Source organism: Endozoicomonas sp. YOMI1 (genome assembly GCF_024606345.1).
Taxonomy (GTDB): domain Bacteria; phylum Pseudomonadota; class Gammaproteobacteria; order Pseudomonadales; family Endozoicomonadaceae; genus Endozoicomonas.
This window is the reverse complement of the sequence record NZ_JAHHPM010000328.1, coordinates 19740-44586: the sequence shown is the minus strand read 5'-3', so window position 1 is coordinate 44586 and position 24847 is coordinate 19740. Positions and strand designations below refer to the sequence as shown.

The following is a 24847-nucleotide window of genomic DNA, read 5'->3' as shown; positions in this document are numbered from 1 at the left end:
TAATGACTCGTATCGTTTTTCTACCTCACGATGAGTTGTGCCCGGAAGGTGCTGTTATCGAAGTTGAGCCCGGAGTTACAGTGTGTGACGCAGCTTTGCAGAATGGTATTGAAATTGAACACGCCTGTGAAAAGTCCTGTGCCTGCACCACCTGTCATGTCATTGTCAGAGAAGGCTTCGACAGTATGGAAGAGCCGGATGAGCTCGAAGAAGATATGCTGGACAAGGCCTGGGGGCTTGAACCTGAGTCCCGGCTGAGCTGTCAGGCTGTCGTGGGCGATGAGGAGTTGGTGGTAGAGATTCCCAAGTACACCATTAACCAGGTTTCTGAACGTCGTTGATTTGTGTGGCTGGTCTGTTTGGGCTGTTTGCTGCTTTGTCCTTAACAGAACAGCTCAATGATCATGGAGTGGGGCAATGAGTTTAAAGTGGGCAGATGTTTATGATATCGCCATTGAGCTTTATGAGGCTTATCCGGATGTGGATCCCAGGTATGTCAATTTTGTTGATCTGAGAAGCTGGGTTCTGGCGCTGGACAGTTTTGAAGATGATCCTGAGCGTTGTGGTGAAAAGGTGCTTGAGGCCATACAGATGGCTTGGATTGAAGAGTCTGAAGACTGATTTTTTGGCTTTGAGGCTGAAAGAACTGACACTATCGACTCTATTGTATACAATGCTGCCAGGACTCCTGCTATGGACTGCCAGAGCTAACACATGGAAAGCTGAGAGAGTCGTACGTTTTTAATAAGTAATAACAATCCCGAAAGGGCACGAAAATGACAATCTGGAGATCGTAATGGCGGTAGAACGCACGTTATCCATTATAAAACCTGATGCAGTAGCCAAGAGTGTCATCGGTAAAATTCTTGCTCGTTTTGAACAGGCCGGGTTAAATGTTTTAGCGACCAGGATGATTCATCTTTCTGATGAGCAGGCCGGTGGTTTTTACGCTGAGCACAAGGAACGTCCATTTTATCAGGACCTGGTTGCTTTTATGACGTCAGGGCCTGTTGTGGTATCCGTCCTTGAAGGTGAGAATGCCGTAGCCCTGAATCGTGAGCTGATGGGCGCTACTAACCCGAAAGAAGCGGCAGAAGGCACTATTCGGGCTGATTTTGCAGAAACTATCGATGAAAATGCGGTTCATGGATCTGACTCAGTAGCATCTGCTGAACGTGAAGTGGCCTACTTCTTCGAAGGTTCAGAGATTTGCCCCAGAACGCGTTAATGGAATCAGCTTGCTGGCAAGTTGTCAGTTTGCCCTGGTCTGACCGTGTTCTGGGTGAACATGAGAATATAAGCCATCAGAAGGCAGGCCTTCTGATGGCTTTGAGGTATTAATAAGATGTCAGAATTGATCGAGCCATCTATCGATCAGGCCAGTGAGCTGGCTGGCGAGCTGTCCAGTCAAGCAGCAAAAGTCAATTTGCTGGGGCTTTCACGAAAAAAAATGGAAGCCTTCTTTCTCACTATTGGTGAGAAAAAATTCCGTGCTGAGCAGGTTTTGAAGTGGATTCATCATCATCGGGTTGATAATTTCGATGATATGACCAATATCAGTAAATCCCTTCGTGAGCGGCTTAAAGTCAATGCTGAAATTCGCGGTCCTGAGGTGGTCAGCAGCCATTTTTCTGAGGATGGAACCTGTAAGTGGGTTGTGCTGGTTGCCAGTGGCAGCTGTGTTGAAACGGTATTTATCCCTGAAAATGGGCGCGGAACACTATGTGTCTCCTCACAGGCAGGCTGTTCCCTGGATTGCAGTTTCTGTTCTACGGGTAAGCAGGGCTTTAACTCTGACCTGACGGTGGCTGAAATCATTGGCCAGGTGTGGGTTGCAGCCCGTCACTTTGGCAATGTACCGGCAAAGATGGATCGCTCCATTACCAATGTGGTCATGATGGGTATGGGCGAGCCATTGATGAACTTTGATAATGTCGTTGATGCCATGGGCCTGATGATGGACGACCTTGGCTATGGGCTTTCAAAGCGGCGGGTAACGTTGAGTACATCCGGTGTCGTTCCTGCGCTGAGAAAGTTAAGTGAGGTTTCTAATGTCTCGCTGGCAGTGTCACTGCATGCGCCAAATGATGAGCTGAGAAATCAACTGGTGCCGATTAACCGGAAGTACCCGCTGGATCAGCTGCTTGATGCCATACATCACTACATGAACAGTTTGACGGACAGTAAGCGGGTCGTTACGATCGAGTATACGTTGCTTGCCGGTGTTAATGATCAACCTGAACAGGCACAGCAGCTGATTGCTTTGCTGAAAAATCTGCCCTGTAAGATAAACCTTATTCCTTTCAATCCATTTCCTCATTCAGGATATGAAAGACCCAGCAATAATGCAGTGAGACGTTTTCAGGAAAGTTTGCAGCTGGCTGGTTTTAATGTCACCGTAAGAAAGACAAGAGGTGATGATATTGACGCTGCCTGCGGTCAGTTAGTGGGCAATGTAATGGATAAGACCCGGCGCAGTGAGCGCTACATAGCAGCCAGACAGGTATAAGCTGTTCGGGATGCATCTGTCATCCGGCAGGCTCCTGGAGGTTGCTATTCTCGACGGCGTCCCGGATATATTTATAAATTGCAAATGTGGGGATCAGCATGGGAGTCAAATTGAGGCCCATCGTACTACTGTTTTCTGTATCTCTGGCACTGACAGGCTGTGTCACCACTGACAGTCGGCCTGTGAATGAGAACAGGGTAGTGGTGGATTATATTAATCTTGCCAGAGGTTATCTTCAGGAAGGTTACTCGGAAAAAGCGATAAGGCCTCTTGAAAGAGCCCTTGAGATCGAGCCATATTCGGCCAGTGTCCATGGTATGTTGGGTATGGCTTATCAGCGTCAGGGGGAAGATCAGCTTGCCGAGCAGGCATTCAACAGGGCGCTGGCCATTGACCCTGATGCCTCGGACATACGCAATAACCTTGGTGCTTTCCTGTTCTCCAGAAACCGACTTCAGGACGCTTATCGTCAGTTTGAACTGGCTTCGAAGGATGTTGCTTATTCCCAGCGCAGCCGAACCTTTGAAAACCTGGGGATTGTTGCTTTGCGGATGGGCCAGTCTTCCTTGGCTGTTGATCACTTTACCCGGGCTCTTCGTCTTAACAGTAACTTACCAAGAGCTAATCTTGAGCTGGCCGCTATCTACAAAGAGCAAGGCGATCTCTACACAGGATGGCAGCACTACCAGGCCTTTGATGAGACGGCTGAACAGAGTGCCCGCAGCTTGTTACTGGGCATTGAGCTGGCAACGGCAAACCGGGCTCAAGGTAAAGCGGCCGGTTATGCGTTGAAGCTGGAAAGATTGTATCCCGGCTCTATGGAGCTGAAGCAATATCGGAGTCGATTGGGTCATGAGTGAACAGGATGCTCAGCAGGAAGAAGCTATTCAGACGTTTGCTCCCGGTGCTGTACTTGCTAAGGCCCGTAACTGTCAGGGGCTATCTATCCTTGAAGTGGCTGAAAGCCTGAAGATTACCGAAAGTTATGTAAAGGCTATTGAGGAGAGTACGTTTGATATGCTGCCGCAGGCGGCATTTGTCCGTGGCTACATTCGTAATTATGCGAAACTGGTGGGGCTTAATGGCGAAGATCTGGTTAAGGACTTTGATCATTTTATTGGTATCGATAGCCTGGAATCTCCGCGTTTGCAGGGTTCAAAGAAGTTGAAACCGCTGCGAGCCCACAGTGCGCCATCCCCAGTCCATGCTCTTGCGCTTTTGTTGCTTGTGTCGCTGGGAGGGTTTGGTTATTACTTGTGGAATAACTGGCTGGGTATCGAACCAGTCGCCGAGGTGGCCATTAGTGAAGGCTTATCTGAAGAGGAGGCTGAACCCCTGGTAAATTCTGATACTTTTGTTCCTGTTCCCTCTGTCGTGGAGATTAGCGAGAGCGTGGAGGAAGACGATATTCCAGCTTATGACGCCACCATTGTAAAAGAAGAATCGAGACTGGAAAAAGATGAACCTGTTCTGGAAGCGGCCAAGCCAGAGTTTCTTCCAATTGCCATGGCCAGTTCCGAGGTTGTTGATGCGACGAATGAGCCAAATTCACCGGTTGCTGATTTGATCAAGCCTCTTGTTATTAATTTCTCAGAAGATTGCTGGGTTGAAATAAAGGATGCTACCGGTGAAGTGCTGATTTCGGCCTTACAGAAAGCCGGATCTTCCATTAATCTCAATGTTTTTCCTCCAGTTAATCTGCGGTTCGGTAATACGCCCGGTGTCGACAGTATCCTGCTGGATGGCAAGCCGGTAGCCAAACCCAGCTCAAGTACTCGAGTGGCCAGTGTTTTGTTGACAGGCAACGGTCAGGGGTAAACAAATAATCCTTAAAACTCTTTCCCTTCGGTGAATAAACTCCCTGCAGTGATGGGCGCTCTCTAATGAGAGCTGTGGGATTGTCACACAAAGGCGTTAACGGTTATAGTTGCCTGCTTTTGATTGCGAACCGCCAAATCTCCTGTTCCTGACGAACCGGGTGATGTTGTGTGGTGCTTTAGGTAGAGGACATTTGAACTTGGGCAAGCAGCTTCAAGCCATCCGTGGGATGAATGATATTCTTCCCGAACAGACCCCTGTCTGGCAGTACCTTGAGCAGCAGGTACGCTCTGTCCTGAGCACTTATGGTTATCAGGAAATCCGGGTTCCGATTGTGGAAAGTTCTGCTCTGTTCAGTCGGGGTATTGGCTCTGGTACGGATATTGTTGAGAAAGAGATGTACACCTTTGAAGATCGTAATGGTGACAAGCTTTCCCTTCGTCCTGAGGCTACTGCCGGGGTTGTTCGCGCAGGCATTCAGCAGGGCCTGTTTTACAACCAGATTCAGCGGTTGTGGACTTTCGGCCCGATGTTCCGTTATGAGCGTCCTCAAAAGGGCCGTTATCGTCAGTTTCATCAAATCAGTGTAGAAGCCTATGGGATGACAGGTCCGGATATCGATGCGGAAATGATCATGATGACTGCACGGTTCTGGCAGAAGCTTGGTCTGTCAAAGCAGGTTACTCTGGAGCTGAATACCCTGGGTACTCTGGAAGCCCGCATCCGTTATCGTGAAGCTCTGGTGGCTTATCTCAAGGATTATGAGTCAGAGCTTGATGATGATAGCCGCCGTCGTCTGACCATCAACCCGCTGAGAATTCTGGACAGTAAGGATCAAAATACACAGAAAATTGTTGCCGGTGCCCCCGGGCTGTTCGACTACCTGGATGAAGAGTCACGGAAACACTTTGCACAGTTAAAGCATATTCTGGATGAGGCGGGTGTTGCTTATCGCGTTAATCCAAGACTGGTGCGCGGCCTCGATTATTATGGCAGAACCGTTTTTGAATGGGTGACAGAAAGCCTGGGTGCCCAGGGTACTGTGTGTGCCGGTGGTCGTTATGATGCCCTGGTTGAGATGTTAGGTGGCAAGCCGACACCTGCCGTAGGCTTTGCCATGGGTATAGAGCGTCTGGTGTTGATGCTGGAAACGCTTCAGTTACTGCCGGAATCCGTCTCTAACCGGGTGGATGTAGTGGTGGTTGCTGTTGGTGAGGGTGTTGGCCACAGAGTGCTTCCGGTAGTGGAAAGGCTTCGTGATGGATTGCCGGAACTGAAGATTCTGATGAATTGCGGCGGTGGCAGCTTTAAAGCGCAAATGAAACGTGCAGATCGCAGTGGTGCTGCCTATGCTCTCATTCTGGGTGAGGATGAGTTGGGTGCAGGGATGGTTACTGTGAAATCCCTGAGGACTGATGAAGCCCAGCAGCAACTGCCAATCGCCGATGTGGCAGGACATTTGCAAGCCAGATATTTGCAAAAAGTACTATAGAATACCGCTGTTCAGTAAACCGCTCGTTGATACGTTAGTACTATTAACGGCTTCAGGAAAGAAGTCAGGAGTAAAGGGTGAGTTACCAATCTGATGAAGAGCAGGTCCAACTGCTCAAGAATCTATGGAAAGACTATGGTCAGCCGGTTGTGCTGGGTGTTGCCATTACACTGGCAGCGGTTTCCGGTTACCAGTACTGGCAGAAGATGCAGAAGCAGGAAATCGCTGAAGCTTCAGCGCTTTATCAGAACTTGCTGGATACTATTTCCAATGGATCGTCTCTGGATCAGCAGGCCCAGTTTTCAGCGCCTCTGACTGAGGAGCAAAAAGCAACGGTAAGCCACGTTGTTGCTTCATTGCAAAATGATCATGGCAGTAGCCAGTATGCCGCGTTTGCAACGCTTTTTCTGGCCCGGCAGCAGGTGCAGGATAACCAGTTAAGTGCTGCCCGGGCTTCCCTGGAGTGGGTTCTGGCCCGGAAACCTGCAGCTGAAGTTCAGACAATGGCCAGTGTCCGGCTGGCAAGGGTGCTGATCAGTGAGTCTTCCGGGAATGGTCAACAGGCGCTTGATATCCTGACCAAACTGAATGCTGGCAAGTCTTATGAGGCAACTGTTGAGTCAGCAAAAGGGGATGCTTACCTTGCGCTTGGTGACCGTAAGCAGGCAGAGACGGCATACCGCAAAGCGGTCGATGCCGCACAGGATAATGGTCTGAATCGTCCGTTGCTGCAACTCAAGCTGGACGATCTGGCCGCAATGGCACCTCAGGAGGGATAATAAAATGGAGAGGTTACTCAAAGGCTCTTTGATTCTTCTGCTGATGCTGGGGCTTTCTGCCTGCAGTCTTTTTTCATCGGATGAAGAGGAGGTGAGAACTGCCAAACCTCTCCAGGCGATTGCTGAGGAAAAGGTCAAGCTGGTTGAAGTGTGGTCCAGGGGTGTTGGCAAAGGGGTTGGGAAGCGATTCGAAAGCCTGAAGCCAGCGTTGGATGGTGATAAAGTCTTTGTTTCTGGTGCAGAAGGTACTGTTTTTGCCCTTGTGCGTGATACCGGAAAGGAAGTCTGGAAGAAAAAACTCCATACCCGTATTGGTGGTGTCAGTGCCGCAGCGGGTATGGTGCTGCTAGGTACGCTGAATGGTGAAGTGATTGCCCTGAACCAGGAGAATGGTGATGAACTTTGGCGAGAGCGAGTCAGTAGCGAGATTCTCAGTGCGCCGGTAACGGATGGTTTCTATGTCGCTGTGCAGAGTATTGATGACCGGCTCACCGTGCTGGATGCTGAGAGCGGCCAGTATCTCTGGCGTCAGGAAGCGCTGCAGCCGGCACTGACGTTAAGAGGTTCAGCTGCACCACTGATCTTCAGTGAAGCGGTGTTTGCCGGGTTTGCCAGTGGCGAAGCAAAAGCCTTCCGTCTGAAAAATGGAGCGCCGCTGTGGAGTTCCAGGGTTGCTGCTCCTAAGGGCAGTACTGAGCTGGAACGGATGGTTGATATCAAGGGTACTCCGCTGATCGTTGGAGACACCATTTTCTTTGTCAGCTTCCAGGGTAATGTGGCCGGGCTGGATCTTTATAGTGGTCGGGTTCGCTGGTCAAAAGAGCTGTCCAGTTATGAATCCATGACAGAAGGTTTTGGTTCTATCTATCTGACCAGTGAAGCGAGTTATGTCAGTTCCATTGACCAGAGAACCGGTGCCTCTAACTGGCGACAGGAAGATTTTGAGTTCCGTCAACTATCAGCGCCAGCGGCGTTCAGCAGTTATGTTGTGGTCGGTGATGGTGAGGGTTATGTGCATCTGTTGTCACAGGTTGATGGCAGTCAGGCTGGACGGTTCAAGGCTGACTCTTCTGCAATTAAAGCTCAGCCCCTGGTGGATGGTGAATTGATCCTGGTGTTGTCGGCTGATGGTGAGCTGGTTGCTTTGAAGGAAAAAGCTTCCGGGTAAGCGGAAGCAAATTGCTGATTTAAGAATGTTGTCGGGCTGAATCTTTAAAAGGGTTCAGCCCGTTTTCAATTTCGGTCTGACGACCGATGCGCTGGGAGCGTCTTGTTCTGGATGGTTCCGCCGCTGCGTACTTTGTAATTTTGGTAAATCTTATGGTTCCTGTAATTGCCCTGGTGGGTCGGCCCAATGTTGGCAAGTCCACTCTTTTTAACCGTCTGACCCGTTCCCGGGATGCTTTGGTAGCCAATGTGGCCGGGTTGACCCGCGACCGGAAATACGGTGAGGGCAAGATTGGTTCACATCCCTATATTGTCGTGGATACCGGCGGTATCTCCGGTGATGAAGCGGGGATTGACTCTGCCATGGCAGAACAATCTCTGGCGGCCATCAATGAGGCGGATGTTGTCCTGTTTCTGGTGGATGCCAGGGCCGGATTGACAGCTGCTGATGAAATGATTGCTTTGCACCTTCGCAAGCAGGGCAAACAGTATCACCTGGTACTTAATAAGGTGGACAGGGTCGATGCTGAGCAGGCCGAGGCGGATTTTGCTTCCCTGGGTATTGGTGATGCCTATCATATTGCCGCCGTGCATGGGCGGGGCGTCAGCAATATGATCAATGACGTGCTGCTGGCGTGTGCTGACGGTGAGGCTGAAGAATCTGATGAGCTGTCAACCAGGCCAAGAGGTATCAAAATTGGTATCGTTGGTCGTCCCAATGTGGGTAAATCTACCCTGGTTAACCGCTTGTTAGGCGAGGAGCGTGTTGTTGTTTACGACCAGGCGGGAACCACCCGTGACAGTGTTTACATTCCTTATGAGCGTTTTGGTCAGGACTATACACTGATTGATACGGCAGGTGTTCGCAGACGGGGAAAGGTGTCCGAATCTATTGAAAAGTTTTCGGTCATCAAGACGCTGCAGGCGATTGAAGATGCCAATGTGGTGGTTCTGGTTCTGGATGCCCGTGAAGGTATTGTAGAGCAGGATCTGCATCTACTGGGCTTTGTTCTGGACGCAGGTCGTGCTGTGGTCATTGCACTGAACAAGTGGGATGGCATGGAAGAAGATCATAAAACGCAGGTAAAGGCAGAGCTGAAGCGTCGACTCGGGTTTATCAATTATGCCCGCATTCATATGATTTCGGCAAAACACGGTACCGGTGTCGGCAATCTTTATGACTCTATTGAAGAGGCTTATGAAGCGGCGACCAGCAAACTGTCGACCAATCGTCTGACGCGAATTCTGGAGGATGCCGTTAAGGAGCATCAACCGCCCATGGTCAATAATCGCCGTATTAAGCTGCGTTACTGTCATGCTGGTGCCATGAATCCGCCAACGATTATTATTCATGGTAACCAGACTGAGCGGGTACCGGCGGCTTATCGACGTTATCTGGAAAATACCTTCCGTAAAGTGCTGAAGATTATGGGGACGCCTATTCGAATTGAGTTCCGCTCGGGTGATAACCCGTATGCGGAAACCAAAGAGCTTGATCAAAGGCAGGCTCATCGAAAGCGCAGAGTTGAAAAATCTGCACAGTTTGCCAAAGAAAAGCGTAAGACAAAACGTTCCTGACTGCCCAGAATGCTCGGGGTAATCGATGAAAAACAATCTGTTCGAACACATACCTGAAGAACTACCTGAAGAGCTGTTTGAGACTCTGCAGGAATCCGGTGGCGTTAAGATAGAACGGATTGTTTCCCGTGGTCATACGACGGCAATAGGGGAGTGGTATGACCAGTCCTGGGATGAGTGGGTGATACTGTTAAGTGGTTCAGCTGTGCTGGAATTTGATGGGGAAAGAGCTTCTGTCACTCTCCATGCCGGTGATTATCTTATGCTGCCTTCCGGCTGCAGGCATCGGGTCGCCTGGACTGAACCCGATGTTGATTCCATCTGGCTAGCTGTTCATATTAGTTTGTGATTTTTTCCACTTTGCTGATAGCCTCGCCCTCAAAGAATCGTGTGGTCACCAGATCGCCTTCACGCAGCTGCTGGCTGCTTCTGATAATCGCATCGCCAGCCATGGTGATAGCATAGCCCCTGGAAAGGGTTGCCAGAGGGCTCACAGCGTTCAATTCTCCCGAAACTTTCTCCAGCTTCAGTTGGCGTTTTTCCAGGCTATTCGATATGAGCTGAATCAGCTTTTGCCCCATGTGTTCATTACGGTTTTTCAGCAGTTCCAATTTGCGTTGGGGGTTCTGCTGATGTGCCCGATTTCTGACCCGGCCCAGGCTTGATTGAGCCCGTTCCAGTGTCAGGGTAATGGCCTGTTTTAACCGGATTTCCAGATCATCCAGCCGCTGGCTATTGTCTCTCAGACGCTCTCCGGGGTGTCTTAACCGTTTTTGCAGGTTATCAAACTCTCTCTGGCTTAATTGCAGCTTATGGCGTGTCAGTGTCGTGAGCTTTCTGCTGATCAGGTTAAGCTGATTTAATAGGGTTTCGCGATCCGGGCTGAGGATTTCCGCCGCTGCTGATGGGGTCGCGGCCCGGTGATCAGCAACAAAGTCAGCAATGGTGAAATCAATTTCATGACCAACGGCACTGACAATAGGGATAGGGCAGTCTGCAATCGCTCTGGCGACCAGTTCTTCATTAAATGGCCACAAATCTTCCAATGAGCCACCACCACGACCAATAATCAGTACATCAAACCGGTTAGCGCTTTCTGCCAGTTTTAATGCAGTGACCAGTTCGTGTTTCGCCTGCTCTCCCTGAACTGAGCTGGGAATAATGGTGATCGGTATGGCAGGAAAGCGTCTTTTCAGTACGGTTAGAATATCCCGAATGGCTGCTCCGGTGGGTGAGGTGATCACTCCGATATGTTTTGGGTGAGCGGGCAGGGGTTGTTTGCGCGTGATGTCGAACAGGCCTTCAGTGGCCAGTTTTGTCTTGAGAACCTCAAAGGCTTTCTGGAGGTCGCCGGTACCGGCATTATCCATGTGTTCAACAATCAGTTGATAGTCGCCTCTCCCTTCATACAGGCTCACACGCCCTCTTACCATAAGCAGCATGCCTTCAGCAGGGACAAACTTAAGCGCCTGGTTACGGTTGCGGAACATGGCGCAGCGGATCTGTGACTGTTTGTCCTTCAGGGTGAAATACCAATGCCCGGAGCTGGGACGGGCCAGTCCGGATATTTCGCCCTGAACACGGACATTATTGAAATTCATCTCCAGCAATCGCCTGACTTTACCATTTAACTCCGTAACAGAGAGGGCTTTTGCGGATGCCTTGGCGTTTTGCGTCGGTGTATCTGTAAAGTGGTGCATGGATCAAAGCCTGGCAGGAGATTATTGGTTTTTTGATATTCTGCCTGAATAAGTGGTTTAGCTGAAGGTGAACTATAGGGTATAGTTGTCCGAATTTTTTTCCCATAAACTCTTGGTAACAGGCAATGCTGAGAATTGCACAAGATGCACTCACCTTCGATGATGTCCTCCTACTGCCCGGCTACTCCGAAGTCCTCCCCAAAGATGTCTCCCTGAAAACGAAACTGACTCGCGGTATCGAGTTGAATATTCCGCTGATTTCTGCAGCGATGGATACCGTTACCGAAGCGTCTCTGGCCATTGCCATGGCTCAGGAAGGCGGGATTGGGATTATTCACAAGAATATGCCGCCCGAGCAGCAGGCCGCTGAAGTTCGCAAGGTTAAGAAGCACGAAAGTGGTGTGGTCAAAGACCCGATTACCATTGATGCCAGTGCCACCGTCAGAGATCTTCTGGAGCTGACCTCCAGACATAATATCTCCGGTGTTCCCGTGCTGTCTGACAGCGATCTGGTGGGTATTGTTACCAGTCGTGACGTCCGGTTTGTCTCCAATCTGGATAAAGCCGTTTCCGAGATCATGACCCGGAAAGACCGTCTGGTGACGGTTCAGGAAGGCACTGATCCGGAGACCGTTCGCCAGCTTCTGCACAAGCATCGTATTGAAAAAGTGCTGGTGGTTGATGGTCAGTTCAATCTCACCGGTATGATGACCGTTAAGGACATCAAAAAGGCCCAGCAGTACCCGAATGCGTCGAAAGACAGTCAGGGGCAGTTGAGAGTGGGGGCAGCGGTCGGTACCGGGGCGGAAACGCCTGAACGTGTTGCTGCCCTGGTGGTTGCTGGCGTTGATGTCATTATCGTAGACACGGCTCATGGCCATTCCCGTGGTGTGATTGAGCGAGTGAAGTGGGTGAAGGAAAACTACCCGCAGGTTCAGGTGATCGGCGGTAATATTGCCACCGCCGAGGCAGGCAGGGCCTTGGTCGAAGCAGGTGCTGATGGTGTTAAAGTGGGCATTGGTCCGGGCTCTATCTGTACTACCCGTATTGTGACCGGTATTGGTGTGCCTCAGATCAGTGCGGTTGCCAATGTGGTTGAAGCGCTGAAAGATACCGGAGTCCCTGTTATTGCCGATGGTGGTATCCGTTTTTCCGGTGACCTGGCAAAAGCGATTGTTGCCGGTGCCAGCACCGTCATGCTGGGCAGTATGCTGGCAGGTACTGAAGAAGCGCCGGGTGAAGTGGAACTTTACCAGGGGCGAAGCTACAAAGCCTATCGTGGTATGGGCTCTCTGGGGGCAATGTCTCAGGCTTCCGGTTCCAGTGACCGTTATTTCCAGAGCGCGGAAGGGGGTGCTGAAAAGCTGGTTCCGGAAGGTATTGAAGGCCGTGTACCTTACAAGGGGCCTCTCCATGCCATTATCCATCAGATGGTGGGTGGCTTGCGTGCCGCGATGGGTTATACCGGTTCTGCTGATATGGAAACCATGCGTACACGGCCACAGTTTGTTCGCGTGACCAATGCCGGTATGGCCGAATCCCATGTTCACGATGTAACGATTACCAAAGAAGCGCCTAACTACCGTGTCGGTTAAGACTGCTTCACAGTGTTGTTCATCTTGAAACTTGCAGCCGGACAGAAATGCGATAGCTTCTGACCGGCTGCTTACTTTCAGTAAGGGTAAATCTCCCGGCCTTGCTGATCACAGGACTTAGAGATTAATCATGTCCCAGGATATCCATTCAGACCGCATTCTGATTCTTGATTTTGGTTCCCAGTACACCCAGCTTATCGCCCGAAGAGTTCGTGAGATCGGCGTTTATTGTGAACTTCATCCTTACGATATGGATGATGGCGCTATTGGGGAGTTCAACCCGAAAGCGATCATTTTGTCCGGCGGTCCTGAATCTGTAACCGGTGATAACTCCCCAAAAGCCGCTGACATTGTTTTTCATCTCGGCGTTCCTGTGCTGGGCATCTGTTATGGCATGCAGACCATGGCTGAGCAGATGGGGGGCAAGGTCAGTACCTCTGATCTGCGTGAGTTTGGTTATGCCCAGGTTCAGCTGGAAGAGAAAGTGCGCCTTTTTGATGGCATCGAAGACCATGTCTGTGAAGGTGGCCATCTTACCCTGGATGTCTGGATGAGTCATGGTGATAAAGTGACCGACATACCTGATGGCTTTGTGGTTGCTGCTTCGACCGGTTCCTGCCCGGTTGCTGCCATGGCTTGTGAAGAAAAGCACTATTACGGCGTTCAGTTCCACCCTGAAGTGACACATACCACCCAGGGATTACGAATTCTAGAGCGCTTTGTGGTTGATATTGCCGGGTGTCAGAAGCTGTGGACGCCAGGCAAGATCATCGATGATGCTATTGCCCGTATTCGTGAGCAGGTGGGCGACCAGAGGGTGTTGCTGGGACTCTCTGGTGGCGTTGATTCCAGTGTAGTAGCGGCGCTGCTGCATAAGGCTATTGGTGATCAGCTGGTCTGCGTTTTTGTTGATAATGGTCTGCTGCGTCTCCATGAGGGCGATCAGGTTATGGCCATGTTTGCAGAAAATATGGGGGTTCGGGTCATTCGTGCGGATTCAGAAGCGCTGTTCCTGAGTCGTCTGAGCGGTGTTCAGGACCCTGAAGACAAGCGCAAGATTATTGGCAATACCTTTATCGAAGTGTTTGATGAACATGCCGGTGCGCTGGACAACATCGCTTTTCTGGCCCAGGGCACCATCTATCCGGATGTTATTGAATCTGCTGGCTCAACAACCGGTAAGGCGCATGTCATCAAGTCCCATCATAATGTGGGTGGGCTGCCGGAAGATATGAAGATGGAGTTGGTCGAGCCTCTGCGTGAGCTGTTTAAGGATGAGGTTCGTACCATTGGTCTGGAACTGGGTCTGCCTTATGACATGGTATACCGTCACCCATTCCCGGGGCCTGGGCTCGGTGTTCGTATCCTGGGTGAAGTTATGAAGGAATATGCGGATATTCTTCGCCAGGCGGATGCTGTTTTTATTGAAGAACTGCGTAAGGCCGACTGGTATCAGAAGACCAGCCAGGCTTTTGCTGTATTCCTGCCGGTGAAATCCGTTGGCGTGGTGGGAGATGGTCGCCGCTATGAGTATGTTATTGCCCTGAGAGCGGTGGAAACCATCGACTTTATGACCGCTCGCTGGGCTCACCTGCCTTATGATCTGCTGGAGAAAGTCTCTAATCGGATCATCAATGAAATTGAGCATGTTTCAAGGGTGACCTATGATGTATCCAGTAAGCCACCGGCTACGATTGAGTGGGAGTGATACAGTTATTACTAAATGTAATATATAATCCCTGTCCTTATATTTGCTTTGGGTATTTATATCGGGAGCAATGGTGCATAATGCGCCCATTCAGGGGTGATGTAGTGAGTACATTCTTGCTATGTTCCTGCCTGTGATCCTCTTTCCCTAGTTAGAGGCGCGCTGTTTATCAGTAAATCGGAATAGGGTGACGTCCGTAGTCCGGTTGAAAGGAAATGGCGCCGAAGTGAGGCTGGTGGTCTATCAGCCTCGCTGGTAGTGCGTCGAATAGGTGTACTACTGTCACAGTTTTTACTGTGGAGAGCTAACGGGTACCAGAGAGCGCTGATGAGGTTTTCTTTAAACGCGCTTCCTCCATGTACGCTTGCCTCCTGATCTAATTACAACTGGTTCACTCATCCTGATAAGCATTGGAATAACGGGCATGGGTGATCAATAAACGAGATCAGTTTTATGGAAATAACCAGTTTCAGTGATTCGTCGTTATCTTTACTGGCCCCAGCCATCGCAATTTTTCTGGCAGTAATAACCCGGAAAGTATTATGGTCTCTGGGCGCAGGTATTGTCACCGGTGCTTTACTGCTGACCGGCTTGAACCCGCTTATCACCATTCGCCGAATTTTTGATGGGTTTGTGGGTGTGTTTTGGGATGAGGGCCTTAATTTAAGCAATATCTATATTCTGTTGTTTTTGCTGGTTCTGGGTGTGATCACCAGTCTGATCAGTATTTCTGGTGGAGCCAGGGCCTTTGGTGAGTGGGCTTGTCAACGTGTCAAGACCCGTCAGGGCTCACAGGTACTGACGGTTTTTCTCGGTGTTATCATCTTTATTGATGATTATTTCAACAGTCTTGCCGTGGGGAGTATCAGTAAGCCGCTTACTGATCGACACAAAGTCTCAAGAGCCAAGCTCGCTTATTTGATTGATTCGACCGCTGCCCCAATCTGCGTAATTATGCCAATTTCAAGCTGGGGTGCTTATATCATTGCCCTGGTGGGTACTATTATGGCGACCCGCGGTGTTGGCGGTGATAGCCCGGTCTTTTCATTCCTGGCCATGGTTCCCATGAACCTTTATGCAATTTTTGCGCTGGCGCTTGTTTTCTGTACCGCAGCCATGGATCTTAATGTTGGTCCCATGGCTAGGCATGAGAGTGCAGCGCTTGCTAGCACTCTGTTTGATGCCAATAAGGGTAACCCTCCGGGGGCTCCTGCTTTGGAAGAAGATAAAAATGGCCGTGTGGCTGACCTGGTTTCACCGATTCTGGTGTTGGTACTGGCAACGATGGCTGCCATGATCTGGACGGGGTATACCGCTCTTGCTGGTGATAATCAGGCATTTTCCATTCTGGGCGCATTTGAGAAGACCGATGTTACGTTATCATTGATCAGTGGTGGTATGATTGGTCTCCTGTTTTCGATAGCCCGGTTGCTGAGCCGAAATATCTCTGGTAACACCAGGAAGAAAGCGATCGTTGAGGGCAGCAGGTCAATGTTGCCAGCTATTTATATTCTTGTGTTTGCCTGGGTTCTGACTGGAATAATTGGCCAGCTGGAGACCGGTAAGTATCTGGCTGGCCTGGTTAGTGGGAATATTTCTCCCAGTTTCCTGCCCATGATGCTTTTTATTGTCTCTGGCGTGATGGCCTTTGCTACCGGAACCAGTTGGGGCACCTTTGGTATCATGCTACCAATTGCCGGAGATATGGCGGCTGCAGCTGACATAGCCATGATGCTACCCATGTTGGCTTCTGTACTGGCCGGTGCTGTGTTTGGTGATCACTGCTCTCCGATTTCTGACACGACAATCCTTTCGTCCACCGGGGCATCCTGTCACCATATGGATCACGTCAATACTCAGCTTCTTTACGCGCTTAGCATAGCGGCTGTAGCAATGTTCGGATACCTGGTAATGGGGATCACTCACTCGATTTCGTTAGGCTTTGTTGCATCACTCGTGGCGTTTACAGGCCTTGTTATTCTGTTCAGAAGAATTTCTTTGAAATCCCGCTCATTGGCGCCAGCTTCCGGTCATCTGGTCAAGTAATTAAGCTGCACTATGCTTAAAGAGAGGCAGGGAAGCTTTTTTGAACTTATTTAAATCAAGGGCATGGATGATATGAGCTTTGAACAATTGATGAATTCATACGCCGCTCGTCAGCAGATGGGTAAACTGGAGTATGAAAACGACAGATATTCTCTGGTGGTTAATGATCGGGTAGAGGCTGCCTGTTTTCAGGTCAATGGCCGCTTTTATGCTTATAGCATCATTGCAAAGCTGCCTGAGGAAAATAGTAAGCGTGAAGAACTGTTGATCAGGCTGCTGGAAAAAAATCTGGCTCTGGTTGCCTATGAGCGTGTTTCATTGTGTATCGACCCTGATGAAAATGCACTGGCTCTATATGCTTCTGCTCCGATAAAGAGTCTCAGTGTTGATGTTATTGAAGAGGCAATTGTAGCATTGGCTAATAATCATGAACTTTTTGTAAAATGGATTGGTCAAAGTGCCCCCCCTTCAGGCTCTGCCATGATGTTCATGCCCTAATAGAAGCCGCTGTCAGTTCGATATATAAGGTATGTCAATGATTAGAGTTGTTCGATATGCCTTCGAAAAAGCAGCAATCCACTGGTTCCTCAGTATTTGGTTGCCTGGTTGCCAGTACTGAAGCTGCCTATTTCAACGGACTCCGGCGTGCCAATGACGGATTTCTGAAAGCAATCATTCGTTACAGTCGATTCAAAGAGATACATATATTTTCCCCTCAGTCGTTATTGCCGGAGTTGAGATCCGGCTGGGAATCTTTTCTTCAGCATTACGGCAGTGATAAAGCAATCCATTTCTTACCGGCTCATGAGTTAAACCGGTATTTTTCCGGGATCAGGTATCAGGTTTTTCATCAGGGGGATCCCTGGGTTGGTCATCTCGCAGCGCTTCGTGATGCTTACTGTGTAGAACCATTTCCTATTACGGGTCGGGCACATACGCTGAGTACAGACTCAAATATGTCAAATACTCGCGATCTTCTGTTGTCACCGCTAAAAAGCTGTGACGCAATTTTATGCAGCAGCGAAGCGCAGAAAAAAGTGATGATGCGTTTGTTGTCTGCAGCTAGTTCCAGTATTTCTGATCATATTGGTGTGGCTATACCCTATAAAGGGAGTGTTGTGAAGCTGCACCTGGGGATAGAGCCTGATGAATTCTATGCAGGTAGTAAAGAGGAAGCCAGGGGATTATTGGGTGTTGATCATGAGTCTTTTCTCATTTTAACCCTTGGCCGGATTGCTCCTTCAAACAAGATGGATCTCCATCCGGTATTGCTGGTAATGAATGATCTGGTGGAGGGTTATGGACACCGAAATATCAAGTGGATCATTGCGGGTGCAGGAGATGCGGGCAGTTCAACTGTGCAGTCCCTGTTAAAACAAGCCTATGATTTAAATCTTGAAGGCTGTGTTCGCTTTGAGCTGGAAATTGCAGATGACCGTAAACATCAATGGCTGTCAGCCTGTGATCTGGTTCTGACGCTTTCGGATAATATTCAGGAAAGTTTTGGCATCGTACCACTGGAAGCAATGGTTAATGGCAAGGCTATTGTTTTATCTGACTGGAATGGTTATTCGGAACTGGTTGAGGATGGTGTCAGTGGCTGTTTGATTGAAACCTTATCGACAGATTTGGATGATCTTGCCCGTCCGCTTGGTTCATTATTAACGGACCATGCTCATTTGCTTCAAGCCCAGGGGACGGCGGTTAATTTGAGCCAATGTTCAGAGAAAATTCATCAGCTGATTCAGGAGCCTGAGCTTCTGTCGACCATGGGAGAGCGGGGAAGGCAGAGAGTATTTGAGAATTATCGATGGGAAGCCATTGTTGATGAATATCATCAATTGGTGAGTGGCCTGAATAAAGACGCTGATCAGATTTTCCGACTAAATAAAAGGCCTGTGGGACTTCCTTATCATCAGATATTTGAGCATTACCCTGCCAGTCAGTTGGCAGATGACCAGTTTCTTAAGACAACGGATCGAGGCGTTAGATTGTTGCTAAGATCCGAGCAGTTTGTTCACTATACCGAGATGGACTCATTGTTAAAAACGGACCTGATTGAGCAGATAGCCTCTATTTGTTTATCCGGTTGCCATTTGACGGACTTGAAGGGGAGGTTTTCTCAGGAACCGGCACTTCTGTTGAATATTATGTGGATGTGTAAATATCAACTGCTAACCCTTACCGATAAACCGTTAATAAAGCAGGCTAACAATCAAAAAAGATGGTGGCCTGAAGAGCAAAGGCTACCGGCTGAGGTGACGGTGCATCTTGATTGTGCCGAACCTCATCGTTTCAGACTTCTGGAGCCTTTGCTTCGCTGGCTGGATTTGCAGCTGGCGTTTTACCATAACCAGCCAGAAAATCCTGAGTTTCGAGCGAGCCTGCTAAAGCCTTTTGCTGCAAAGCTGGATGGCCAGCTGTTACAGGCGATTGCCTGGGTTGCTGAGATAAAGGAAACTATGCAATATACCGATGTGTTGGACTATGTCATTGAGCAGGGCGGGCTGGTATTCCTGAGTGCTGAATTTCCTTTGTGGTATCGTTTGAATCGCTTATGGGTTATCCGTGCACTGAAAGACTTTAAAAAATTATTTGCCCGGTTTTACAGAGATCTTGGGGATGTAAATCAGCTGTTTTCTGATCGTTGGCAACAGCCAGCGCAGAGTATTGCCCGCCTTGATTTTCCATTAAGTACTTCGTCTTCTTGCATGATTGCAATTATCAGTTGCGATAATGGCGAGAAGCTGGTTTATAAAAACAGGGATTTGGCTGTCGAACGTCAGATTATCGGGCATACTGCTGATAATAGTAATATCGCCGGTAAGCTTAACCAATGGCTGGGTGGGCAGCCCGGGCTGGCAACCATAAGGATATTGTCAGGATCTTCTGATGGCGCTTACGGCTATTGTGAGTTTGTTGATAAAGGTCTCAATGAGGCGCTGGATGACCAGCAGATAAACGATTATTACCAGCGCCTGGGAGTTATTGCTGGTCTATCGATCCTGTTGGGAATGGGAGATGTTCATAACCGGAATGTTGTATCCAGAAATGGCATACCTTACCTCGTGGATGTTAAAGCCGCTTTCTGTCCAGGTGTTATAAAAGCGTTCGAGTCTGAGTTGAATGATCCCCAGAGAGCCTTCTGTGGCATGGATAACAGCTTTATGCTCACGTCTCTTTGGAGCGTTTTTGAACAGTTTCACTTTAATGGTTATCGGGATTGCTTATTCCAGTTGGTTAATGGTGAGTTGATCGAGATGCCACTGGTTGAAGAGAGTCTGGTTATCAATAATTTGGTTCGTACCAGTGAGAGTGACTCGTTATCGAATATCAAGCCATTTCTTTGTAGTCAATATGCCAGCGCTTTTGAGAAAGGCCTTGATGCTACGTTCAGGGTCGTCGTGGATCATCACGATGACTGGTGTGCGCTTTTGGAAGGTTGTAAAGAAATGACTGTTTGTCACTTACCGCGTTTAGATCAGCAATTTTATTGGCAACAGAAAGTGAATCTATGGACTTTTAATGGCTTTCAGGCATTTTCAGGAAAGCGTCTCAGAGGTTATTTTGACAGGGTGATAAGACGGTTATGTCAAGGTGCAGAAGAGATTCAACGCTGGGGTGAACCTGAGTGGTTTGAACCTGCAACAGAGCTGTCAGACGAGTTGGTGAAAAATTTGCTTTCTGGTTCAATTACAGAGTTCAGGCGTGAAGTTGGAGGGAAGGGGATATTCGGTGAGTCTGGTTCCAGGCTATCTGAAAAGATGATTTCTGATCATTATTTTTCAGTTGATACGTTAAGCAAGTCTGTCCGTCTGGTGCAGAATATGTCGGAAAATCCCGAGAAAATGGAGCGTTTTTTAACGTTTATTACGGCGGTAGTAAAGCAGTGGATGATTGAAAAAGCTGTGCCGGGGAAAGGCTTCCCGGAAGCTTTGCGAGACAAGCTTCCGGAATAAGCTATTGGCCGTGGATGTTGGCAAGAAGTTCCCTGGCCATTTCAGCGGGTTCCACCTCTTTTGAAGACATCAGTGGTTTTAGATAGTCTTCACTTTCTTTATTTCGTCCCTCGAACATCAAAGCTAATCCCAGAAAAGCCTTGATAGTAGGGTCATCAGGGTGCTTTGCCAGACCTTCCTTGTGCAACAGGTCAATAGCTTCCTGATGACGTTTTCGATTCATGAACTCAAGGGCAAAACCAATGGTGCTAAGTGGGCTGTCAGGTCTGGCAGCTTCAATACCGTTGAAAATACCAAAAGCATGTTTTGGCAGTCCGGTGCCACTGGCCATAAAGCCAATATCTGCCAGAGTTTTTAAAAGCTTGTCATCAATCATTGCTGACTATCTCCATCCATAAAATTAGTTTAGAGCTTCTGAATAATACTCTGTATCGTATCCTTGATGGATTTGACGATACTTGAACGAAGACCTTCAACAATCATGTATTTGTTGAACTCTACCTGGAACTCAACCATGTCCTTGGTACTGTTAGGATCCATATTGGCGACACGGTTTTTCAGTGCAGTATCAAGTGCTTCTGCCTGACTTCCGAATGTTTCAGATACTTTGTCAAAGCTGAAACCGGCGCTTCCTGGCTGATTGTAATTCGGGTTGTAGGTATCCTGGTATGCCATGGCTGAGTTCCCTCTCAGGCTTTTGATTGACCGTGATGCTGTTTCCAGCTCTTATCAACAACCTCCATAGCCGCAACTACAGCGGTTAGCAGACTGTCGATTTTTGAAAAATCTTCCGGAGCTGCGCCTTTATCTTTTAATCCTTTCAGGCGAGTCGCTTCAGAGAGCAAATGATTAAGGATCTGATCCCGGTAAGAGCCGTCCTTATCTTGAATCAACTGTTCTTCAGTTGTTGAGAGAAGAATATTCTCTTCATTTTTTGATTTGTCCGTCACGGTTCCCTCCAAGACGGTATTTGATTCTGTCAGTTCCGTTAGCTAGTAAAAGATACTCAAGGTTAATATCTTCAATTATATACCCATTAGAAAGTTTTGCCCCTATCAGGTACTTGGAACCATCTATCAGTATCACGTAAGGCACTTTGCCCATACTGATACCGCGTATATTTAACGATAAAGGTGACTGACTGTCGGTTAGCGTACCTCCTGCGTACTTAGTGGCTAATTCAATGGATGGGTTGTTGGCGTATTTTTTCTGAAACTTGGTTACTACCGTTTGCAGGTCATAAACTTGTCCTTCATCCAACAGATGCCCTTTCAGGATCACCGTTTGATCCCGGACGACAACATGAATTCTTGGTATCAGCCCTTTTTCCCGAAGCATGGATTTGAGAGTATTTACCCGACTAATCTGGTTTTCAACCTGATCAACAACCGAAATAAGTCCATAAATCTCCTGTTTGAGCATGCTGATAATGCTATCAAGTTCATCAGAAGTTGAAACATATCCGGTTAACACCAGTGACCCGGGGGTATTATCCAGCTCAAGCTCAAGTTTGTCATAGCCACGGTCTCTGAGGAGTATTTCAGCGTTATCACGCATTTCATTCATAACAATGACTTGCGAATTAAAAGGAATACCCTGCTTTCTGAGAAATTTTTGCAGTTCAAGTTTGTCCTGAAGTGTTTGTGTATAACCTGAAGCGAGCAATGATTTGTCGGGCAGCTGTTTGAACTTTACCTCTTTGAGTCCAAGTTGCTCTCTGGCCTTTGCCGAGATTTCGAGAACTCCCGGGATGTTTGTTAATTTTTGTACATCGGTATCCGTGTTGGAAATAATCAGACCCATGCTGGCTATCACTAGTAGCAGTGCGACTGGAATAGCGGCAAGCCATCTTTTATCAATACTTGCTAAAAAGGATGTATCATCAAATTCATCCTCCTCGTCTTCATCCTCATCTTCATCTTCATCATCTGACAGTGACTGCTCAAAGTCAGATCCAGATAGATCAGGCTCATCTGCTTCAGGTGGCTGCTCGTCCTCGTTGACAGTCAGTTCCTGTGTTGGGGGTGGCGCTATTTTCGGAAGTGCAAGAGATGGCCACTCTGCATCAGCAGGGCCAATAGCTATGAAAAGGCTGCTTGAGGTAACAATATCAAAGTGGCGATACTGAATACTCGAGCCAGCGGGCTCGCCATTTACATATAGATGAGTATCCGCTGTGCTTGATTGGATTTTGACCTTGCCATCATTAGAAATCTCAATAATGAGCTCGATATCATTCAGGTTGTCGTCGGTTAAGACAAGGTCACAACCATCATCTTTTCCTAAGGAGTACCTGCCCGGCTCGATGGGAATCTCGGCACCAATATGATTACCGGAGAGTATTTTCAGGTAAAATTCAGTCATAAATTACCTCCTGCCACGCTATAGCAGAAAATGATCTGACTGGGCTCTTAGACGGTTTTATGGTCAACATCCTGTTGATTCTGTCCGTAGTTATTACTGGTGTCTTTACGTGCTCTGACTACCTGCGTAAATTGAGTCCTAAAAATAGATTAAGGTAAAAAAAACGTCATTGCCAGAGATTACATAATAATTATTCGGCAAATTCGTCACTAAATAGATGCCTGTCGATAAAATGTTGGGTAATATTACCTGAAAAGGTTGAATAGCCCTAATAACAATAACCATAAAAATAAGAGGCGCAGTGTTATGGATGCATCATTCTGGAATGGTAAAAGGCCTCCGGGGGTTGGTAATGCTGTTAACCCTGATGAATATTCCAGTATTTTATCTGTGATCAATGCTTTTTTAAATGAGAATAGCTCGCATCCGGCATTTACGGGCATTGGTCATACACTGACCTATTCTGACATTGATCTTTATAGTCAGCAGTTTGCAGCATATATCCAAAGAAATACTGATCTGCAACCGGGGGATCGAATTGCGATTCAGATGCCCAATCTTCTACAGTACCCAATTGTCGTTTATGGAGCGTTGAGAGCAGGGTTGGTTATTGTAAATACCAATCCGCTTTATACTGCCCGGGAAATGTTGCACCAGTTCAAAGACTCGGGAGCAAAGGCATTAGTATTTTTTGAAAACTTTGGCGATCTCGTTGAAGAGGTGGTTGGTCAGACAGATATAAAGTATCTTTTTGTGACCCGGCTTGCTGATATGGTTCCAGCTCCGAAACGACAGGTTGTTAATTTCCTGGTCAAATATGTTAAGAAGATGGTGCCAAGGTATTCCTTACCCAAAGCGGTTCCGCTGCTTGACACCTTCAGAGCTGGAAAAGCCTGTGACTATCAGCCGGTTCGAGAGGGTAAGCTTTCTGATCCTGTGGTACTTCAATATACTGGTGGTACTACCGGGGTTGCCAAAGGTGCCATTCTTACTAACAGAAATTTGATAGCAAATATGCTTCAGTCCCAAGAGATGCTGTCTCAAGTGGATAAACAGGGGCAGAAAATCTTAAAAGCGGGACAGGAAACTCTTATAGCGCCTTTACCTCTTTATCACATATATGCCTTCACAGTGCATTTAATGTGTATGCCGTTTATGGGGAATCACAGTATTCTGATAGCTAACCCGAGAGATACAGGCACATTCATTAAGTTGATTAAGCCGTGGCGTTTTACTGCCTTTATTGGTCTGAATACATTATTTGCCAGCTTGTTGAATCATCCAAAATTTAAAGAGTGTGACCTTTCAGGTTTAAAGGTAACTTTATCCGGAGGGACTGCGCTGCAAGAGGCAACGGCTCAAAGGTGGCATAAAGAGACCGGGTGTATTGTTTCTGAAGCTTATGGGTTAACAGAGTGTTCTCCCGCCGTTTGTATGAATCCAGCCGGTGATTTGTCACAGCCAGGTACTGCGGGCCTGCCAATACCTTCCACAGAGCTGAAAACCATAGACGAGAATGGTGATGAGACAGCGGTAGGTGAGCCAGGAGAGCTTTGTGTCAGGGGGCCGCAGGTTATGTCCGGATACTGGCAGCGAGCTGAAGCAACAGCAGAAGTGCTCAGTGCGGATGGTTGGCTAAAAACCGGTGATGTAGCTGTGATCCAGGAAGATGGATTTGTCAGAATTGTTGATCGCATCAAGGATATGATTCTGGTTTCCGGTTTTAATGTCTATCCGAATGAAATTGAGGACGTTGTTTCCGGCCACCCCAAGGTGGCAAACTGCGCGGCCATTGGTGTTCCCGATGAGAACTCTGGGGAGAAGGTTAAGTTGTTTGTTATCAAGTCAGATGACAGTCTTACATCCGACGAGTTACTAAGCTGGTGTCGTGATTACTTGACGGCCTATAAAGTGCCCAAAGTGTGTGAATTTCGTGATGAATTGCCAATGACACCTGTTGGCAAGATTTTGCGAAAAGACCTTCGGCAGTCAGAGGTTGTGAATTAACCTGTTATATTTTGGCGGGGTCCACCCGGAAGAACAGTCTCTTTATCATAAGTCCTGTAATCCCCAGTAATCAGGGTTACAGGATGTTTTTCATATGACGTTTATATTTCAAGGCGATTTTGGCA

The 24847-nt window shown here is 48.1% G+C and carries 22 protein-coding genes and 1 riboswitch; of the genes, 17 read left to right on the top strand and 5 right to left on the bottom strand.

The window, feature by feature from the left end:
- Window positions 1-2 precede the first annotated feature (2 nt).
- The 11 genes from fdx (at window position 3) to KDK15_RS11925 (ending at window position 9692) form a co-directional block, all read left to right on the top strand.
- On the top strand, window positions 3-341 hold the full coding sequence (gene fdx, locus KDK15_RS11975) for an ISC system 2Fe-2S type ferredoxin (RefSeq protein WP_257295586.1): 339 nt from the start codon (window positions 3-5) through the stop codon (window positions 339-341).
- Between the two features lie 76 nt (window positions 342-417).
- The gene (gene iscX / locus KDK15_RS11970; RefSeq protein WP_257295585.1) at window positions 418-621 is read left to right on the top strand and encodes a Fe-S cluster assembly protein IscX; all 204 of its coding nucleotides are present in this window, start codon (window positions 418-420) and stop codon (window positions 619-621) included.
- Window positions 622-796: 175 nt separating this feature from the next.
- Entirely contained in the window at window positions 797-1228 is a 432-nt protein-coding gene (ndk, locus tag KDK15_RS11965) for a nucleoside-diphosphate kinase (protein WP_257295584.1), read from the top strand.
- A 117-nt stretch (window positions 1229-1345) separates the two neighbouring features.
- Window positions 1346-2509 (top strand): 23S rRNA (adenine(2503)-C(2))-methyltransferase RlmN, encoded by a 1164-nt coding sequence (gene rlmN, locus KDK15_RS11960; protein ID WP_257295583.1) that lies wholly within the window; start codon window positions 1346-1348, stop codon window positions 2507-2509.
- A gap of 98 nt (window positions 2510-2607) precedes the next feature.
- Complete coding sequence (pilW, locus tag KDK15_RS11955) at window positions 2608-3369, top strand: type IV pilus biogenesis/stability protein PilW (RefSeq protein WP_257295582.1); 762 nt, start codon at window positions 2608-2610, stop codon at window positions 3367-3369.
- Window positions 3362-4327 carry a RodZ domain-containing protein gene (locus KDK15_RS11950; RefSeq protein ID WP_257295581.1) on the top strand — a complete coding sequence of 322 codons (966 nt, stop codon included), beginning with the start codon at window positions 3362-3364 and terminating at the stop codon, window positions 4325-4327. The genes pilW and KDK15_RS11950 overlap by 8 nt, the downstream gene beginning before the upstream one ends.
- A gap of 199 nt (window positions 4328-4526) precedes the next feature.
- Window positions 4527-5819: a histidine--tRNA ligase gene (gene hisS, locus KDK15_RS11945; protein ID WP_257295580.1), complete on the top strand. Its 1293-nt coding sequence runs from the start codon at window positions 4527-4529 to the stop codon at window positions 5817-5819.
- Between the two features lie 77 nt (window positions 5820-5896).
- Complete coding sequence (locus KDK15_RS11940) at window positions 5897-6598, top strand: tetratricopeptide repeat protein (RefSeq protein ID WP_257295579.1); 702 nt, start codon at window positions 5897-5899, stop codon at window positions 6596-6598.
- Between the two features lie 4 nt (window positions 6599-6602).
- Window positions 6603-7766 (top strand): outer membrane protein assembly factor BamB, encoded by a 1164-nt coding sequence (gene bamB / locus KDK15_RS11935; RefSeq protein WP_257295578.1) that lies wholly within the window; start codon window positions 6603-6605, stop codon window positions 7764-7766.
- A 152-nt stretch (window positions 7767-7918) separates the two neighbouring features.
- Window positions 7919-9343 (top strand): ribosome biogenesis GTPase Der, encoded by a 1425-nt coding sequence (der, locus tag KDK15_RS11930; RefSeq protein ID WP_257295577.1) that lies wholly within the window; start codon window positions 7919-7921, stop codon window positions 9341-9343.
- A gap of 25 nt (window positions 9344-9368) precedes the next feature.
- Window positions 9369-9692 carry a cupin domain-containing protein gene (locus KDK15_RS11925; protein WP_257295576.1) on the top strand — a complete coding sequence of 108 codons (324 nt, stop codon included), beginning with the start codon at window positions 9369-9371 and terminating at the stop codon, window positions 9690-9692.
- Here the strand turns inward: KDK15_RS11925 and xseA are convergent.
- Complete coding sequence (gene xseA / locus KDK15_RS11920) at window positions 9682-11043, bottom strand: exodeoxyribonuclease VII large subunit (protein ID WP_257295575.1); 1362 nt, start codon at window positions 11041-11043, stop codon at window positions 9682-9684. The genes KDK15_RS11925 and xseA overlap by 11 nt on opposite strands.
- Before the next feature lie 125 nt (window positions 11044-11168).
- On the opposite strand from xseA, the gene guaB reads away from it, so the two are divergent.
- The 5 genes from guaB (at window position 11169) to KDK15_RS11895 (ending at window position 20351) form a co-directional block, all read left to right on the top strand.
- On the top strand, window positions 11169-12638 hold the full coding sequence (guaB, locus tag KDK15_RS11915) for an IMP dehydrogenase (RefSeq protein ID WP_257295574.1): 1470 nt from the start codon (window positions 11169-11171) through the stop codon (window positions 12636-12638).
- Window positions 12639-12768: 130 nt separating this feature from the next.
- Window positions 12769-14346 (top strand): glutamine-hydrolyzing GMP synthase, encoded by a 1578-nt coding sequence (guaA, locus tag KDK15_RS11910; RefSeq protein ID WP_257295573.1) that lies wholly within the window; start codon window positions 12769-12771, stop codon window positions 14344-14346.
- 144 nt (window positions 14347-14490) lie between these two features.
- Window positions 14491-14661, top strand: a riboswitch (Lysine riboswitch).
- A gap of 138 nt (window positions 14662-14799) precedes the next feature.
- The gene (locus tag KDK15_RS11905) at window positions 14800-16392 is read left to right on the top strand and encodes a Na+/H+ antiporter NhaC family protein (protein ID WP_257295572.1); all 1593 of its coding nucleotides are present in this window, start codon (window positions 14800-14802) and stop codon (window positions 16390-16392) included.
- A gap of 72 nt (window positions 16393-16464) precedes the next feature.
- A complete protein-coding gene (locus KDK15_RS11900; RefSeq protein ID WP_257295571.1) occupies window positions 16465-16890 on the top strand; it encodes a CesT family type III secretion system chaperone in 426 nt (141 codons plus the stop codon).
- Window positions 16891-16946: 56 nt separating this feature from the next.
- On the top strand, window positions 16947-20351 hold the full coding sequence (locus tag KDK15_RS11895; RefSeq protein WP_257295570.1) for a DUF4135 domain-containing protein: 3405 nt from the start codon (window positions 16947-16949) through the stop codon (window positions 20349-20351).
- Window position 20352: 1 nt separating this feature from the next.
- On the opposite strand, the gene KDK15_RS11890 is transcribed toward KDK15_RS11895, so the two are convergent.
- The 4 genes from KDK15_RS11890 to sctD are packed head-to-tail and all read right to left on the bottom strand — an operon-like array spanning window position 20353 to window position 22715.
- Window positions 20353-20727: a M48 family metallopeptidase gene (locus KDK15_RS11890; RefSeq protein ID WP_257295569.1), complete on the bottom strand. Its 375-nt coding sequence runs from the start codon at window positions 20725-20727 to the stop codon at window positions 20353-20355.
- Between the two features lie 29 nt (window positions 20728-20756).
- The gene (locus KDK15_RS11885; RefSeq protein WP_209199608.1) at window positions 20757-21026 is read right to left on the bottom strand and encodes an EscF/YscF/HrpA family type III secretion system needle major subunit; all 270 of its coding nucleotides are present in this window, start codon (window positions 21024-21026) and stop codon (window positions 20757-20759) included.
- Between the two features lie 14 nt (window positions 21027-21040).
- Entirely contained in the window at window positions 21041-21301 is a 261-nt protein-coding gene (locus KDK15_RS11880; RefSeq protein ID WP_252025927.1) for a hypothetical protein, read from the bottom strand.
- Window positions 21279-22715 (bottom strand): type III secretion system inner membrane ring subunit SctD, encoded by a 1437-nt coding sequence (gene sctD / locus KDK15_RS11875; protein ID WP_257295568.1) that lies wholly within the window; start codon window positions 22713-22715, stop codon window positions 21279-21281. The genes KDK15_RS11880 and sctD overlap by 23 nt, the downstream gene beginning before the upstream one ends.
- Before the next feature lie 306 nt (window positions 22716-23021).
- On the opposite strand from sctD, the gene KDK15_RS11870 reads away from it, so the two are divergent.
- Complete coding sequence (locus tag KDK15_RS11870) at window positions 23022-24722, top strand: AMP-binding protein (RefSeq protein ID WP_257295567.1); 1701 nt, start codon at window positions 23022-23024, stop codon at window positions 24720-24722.
- Window positions 24723-24847: the final 125 nt, after the last annotated feature.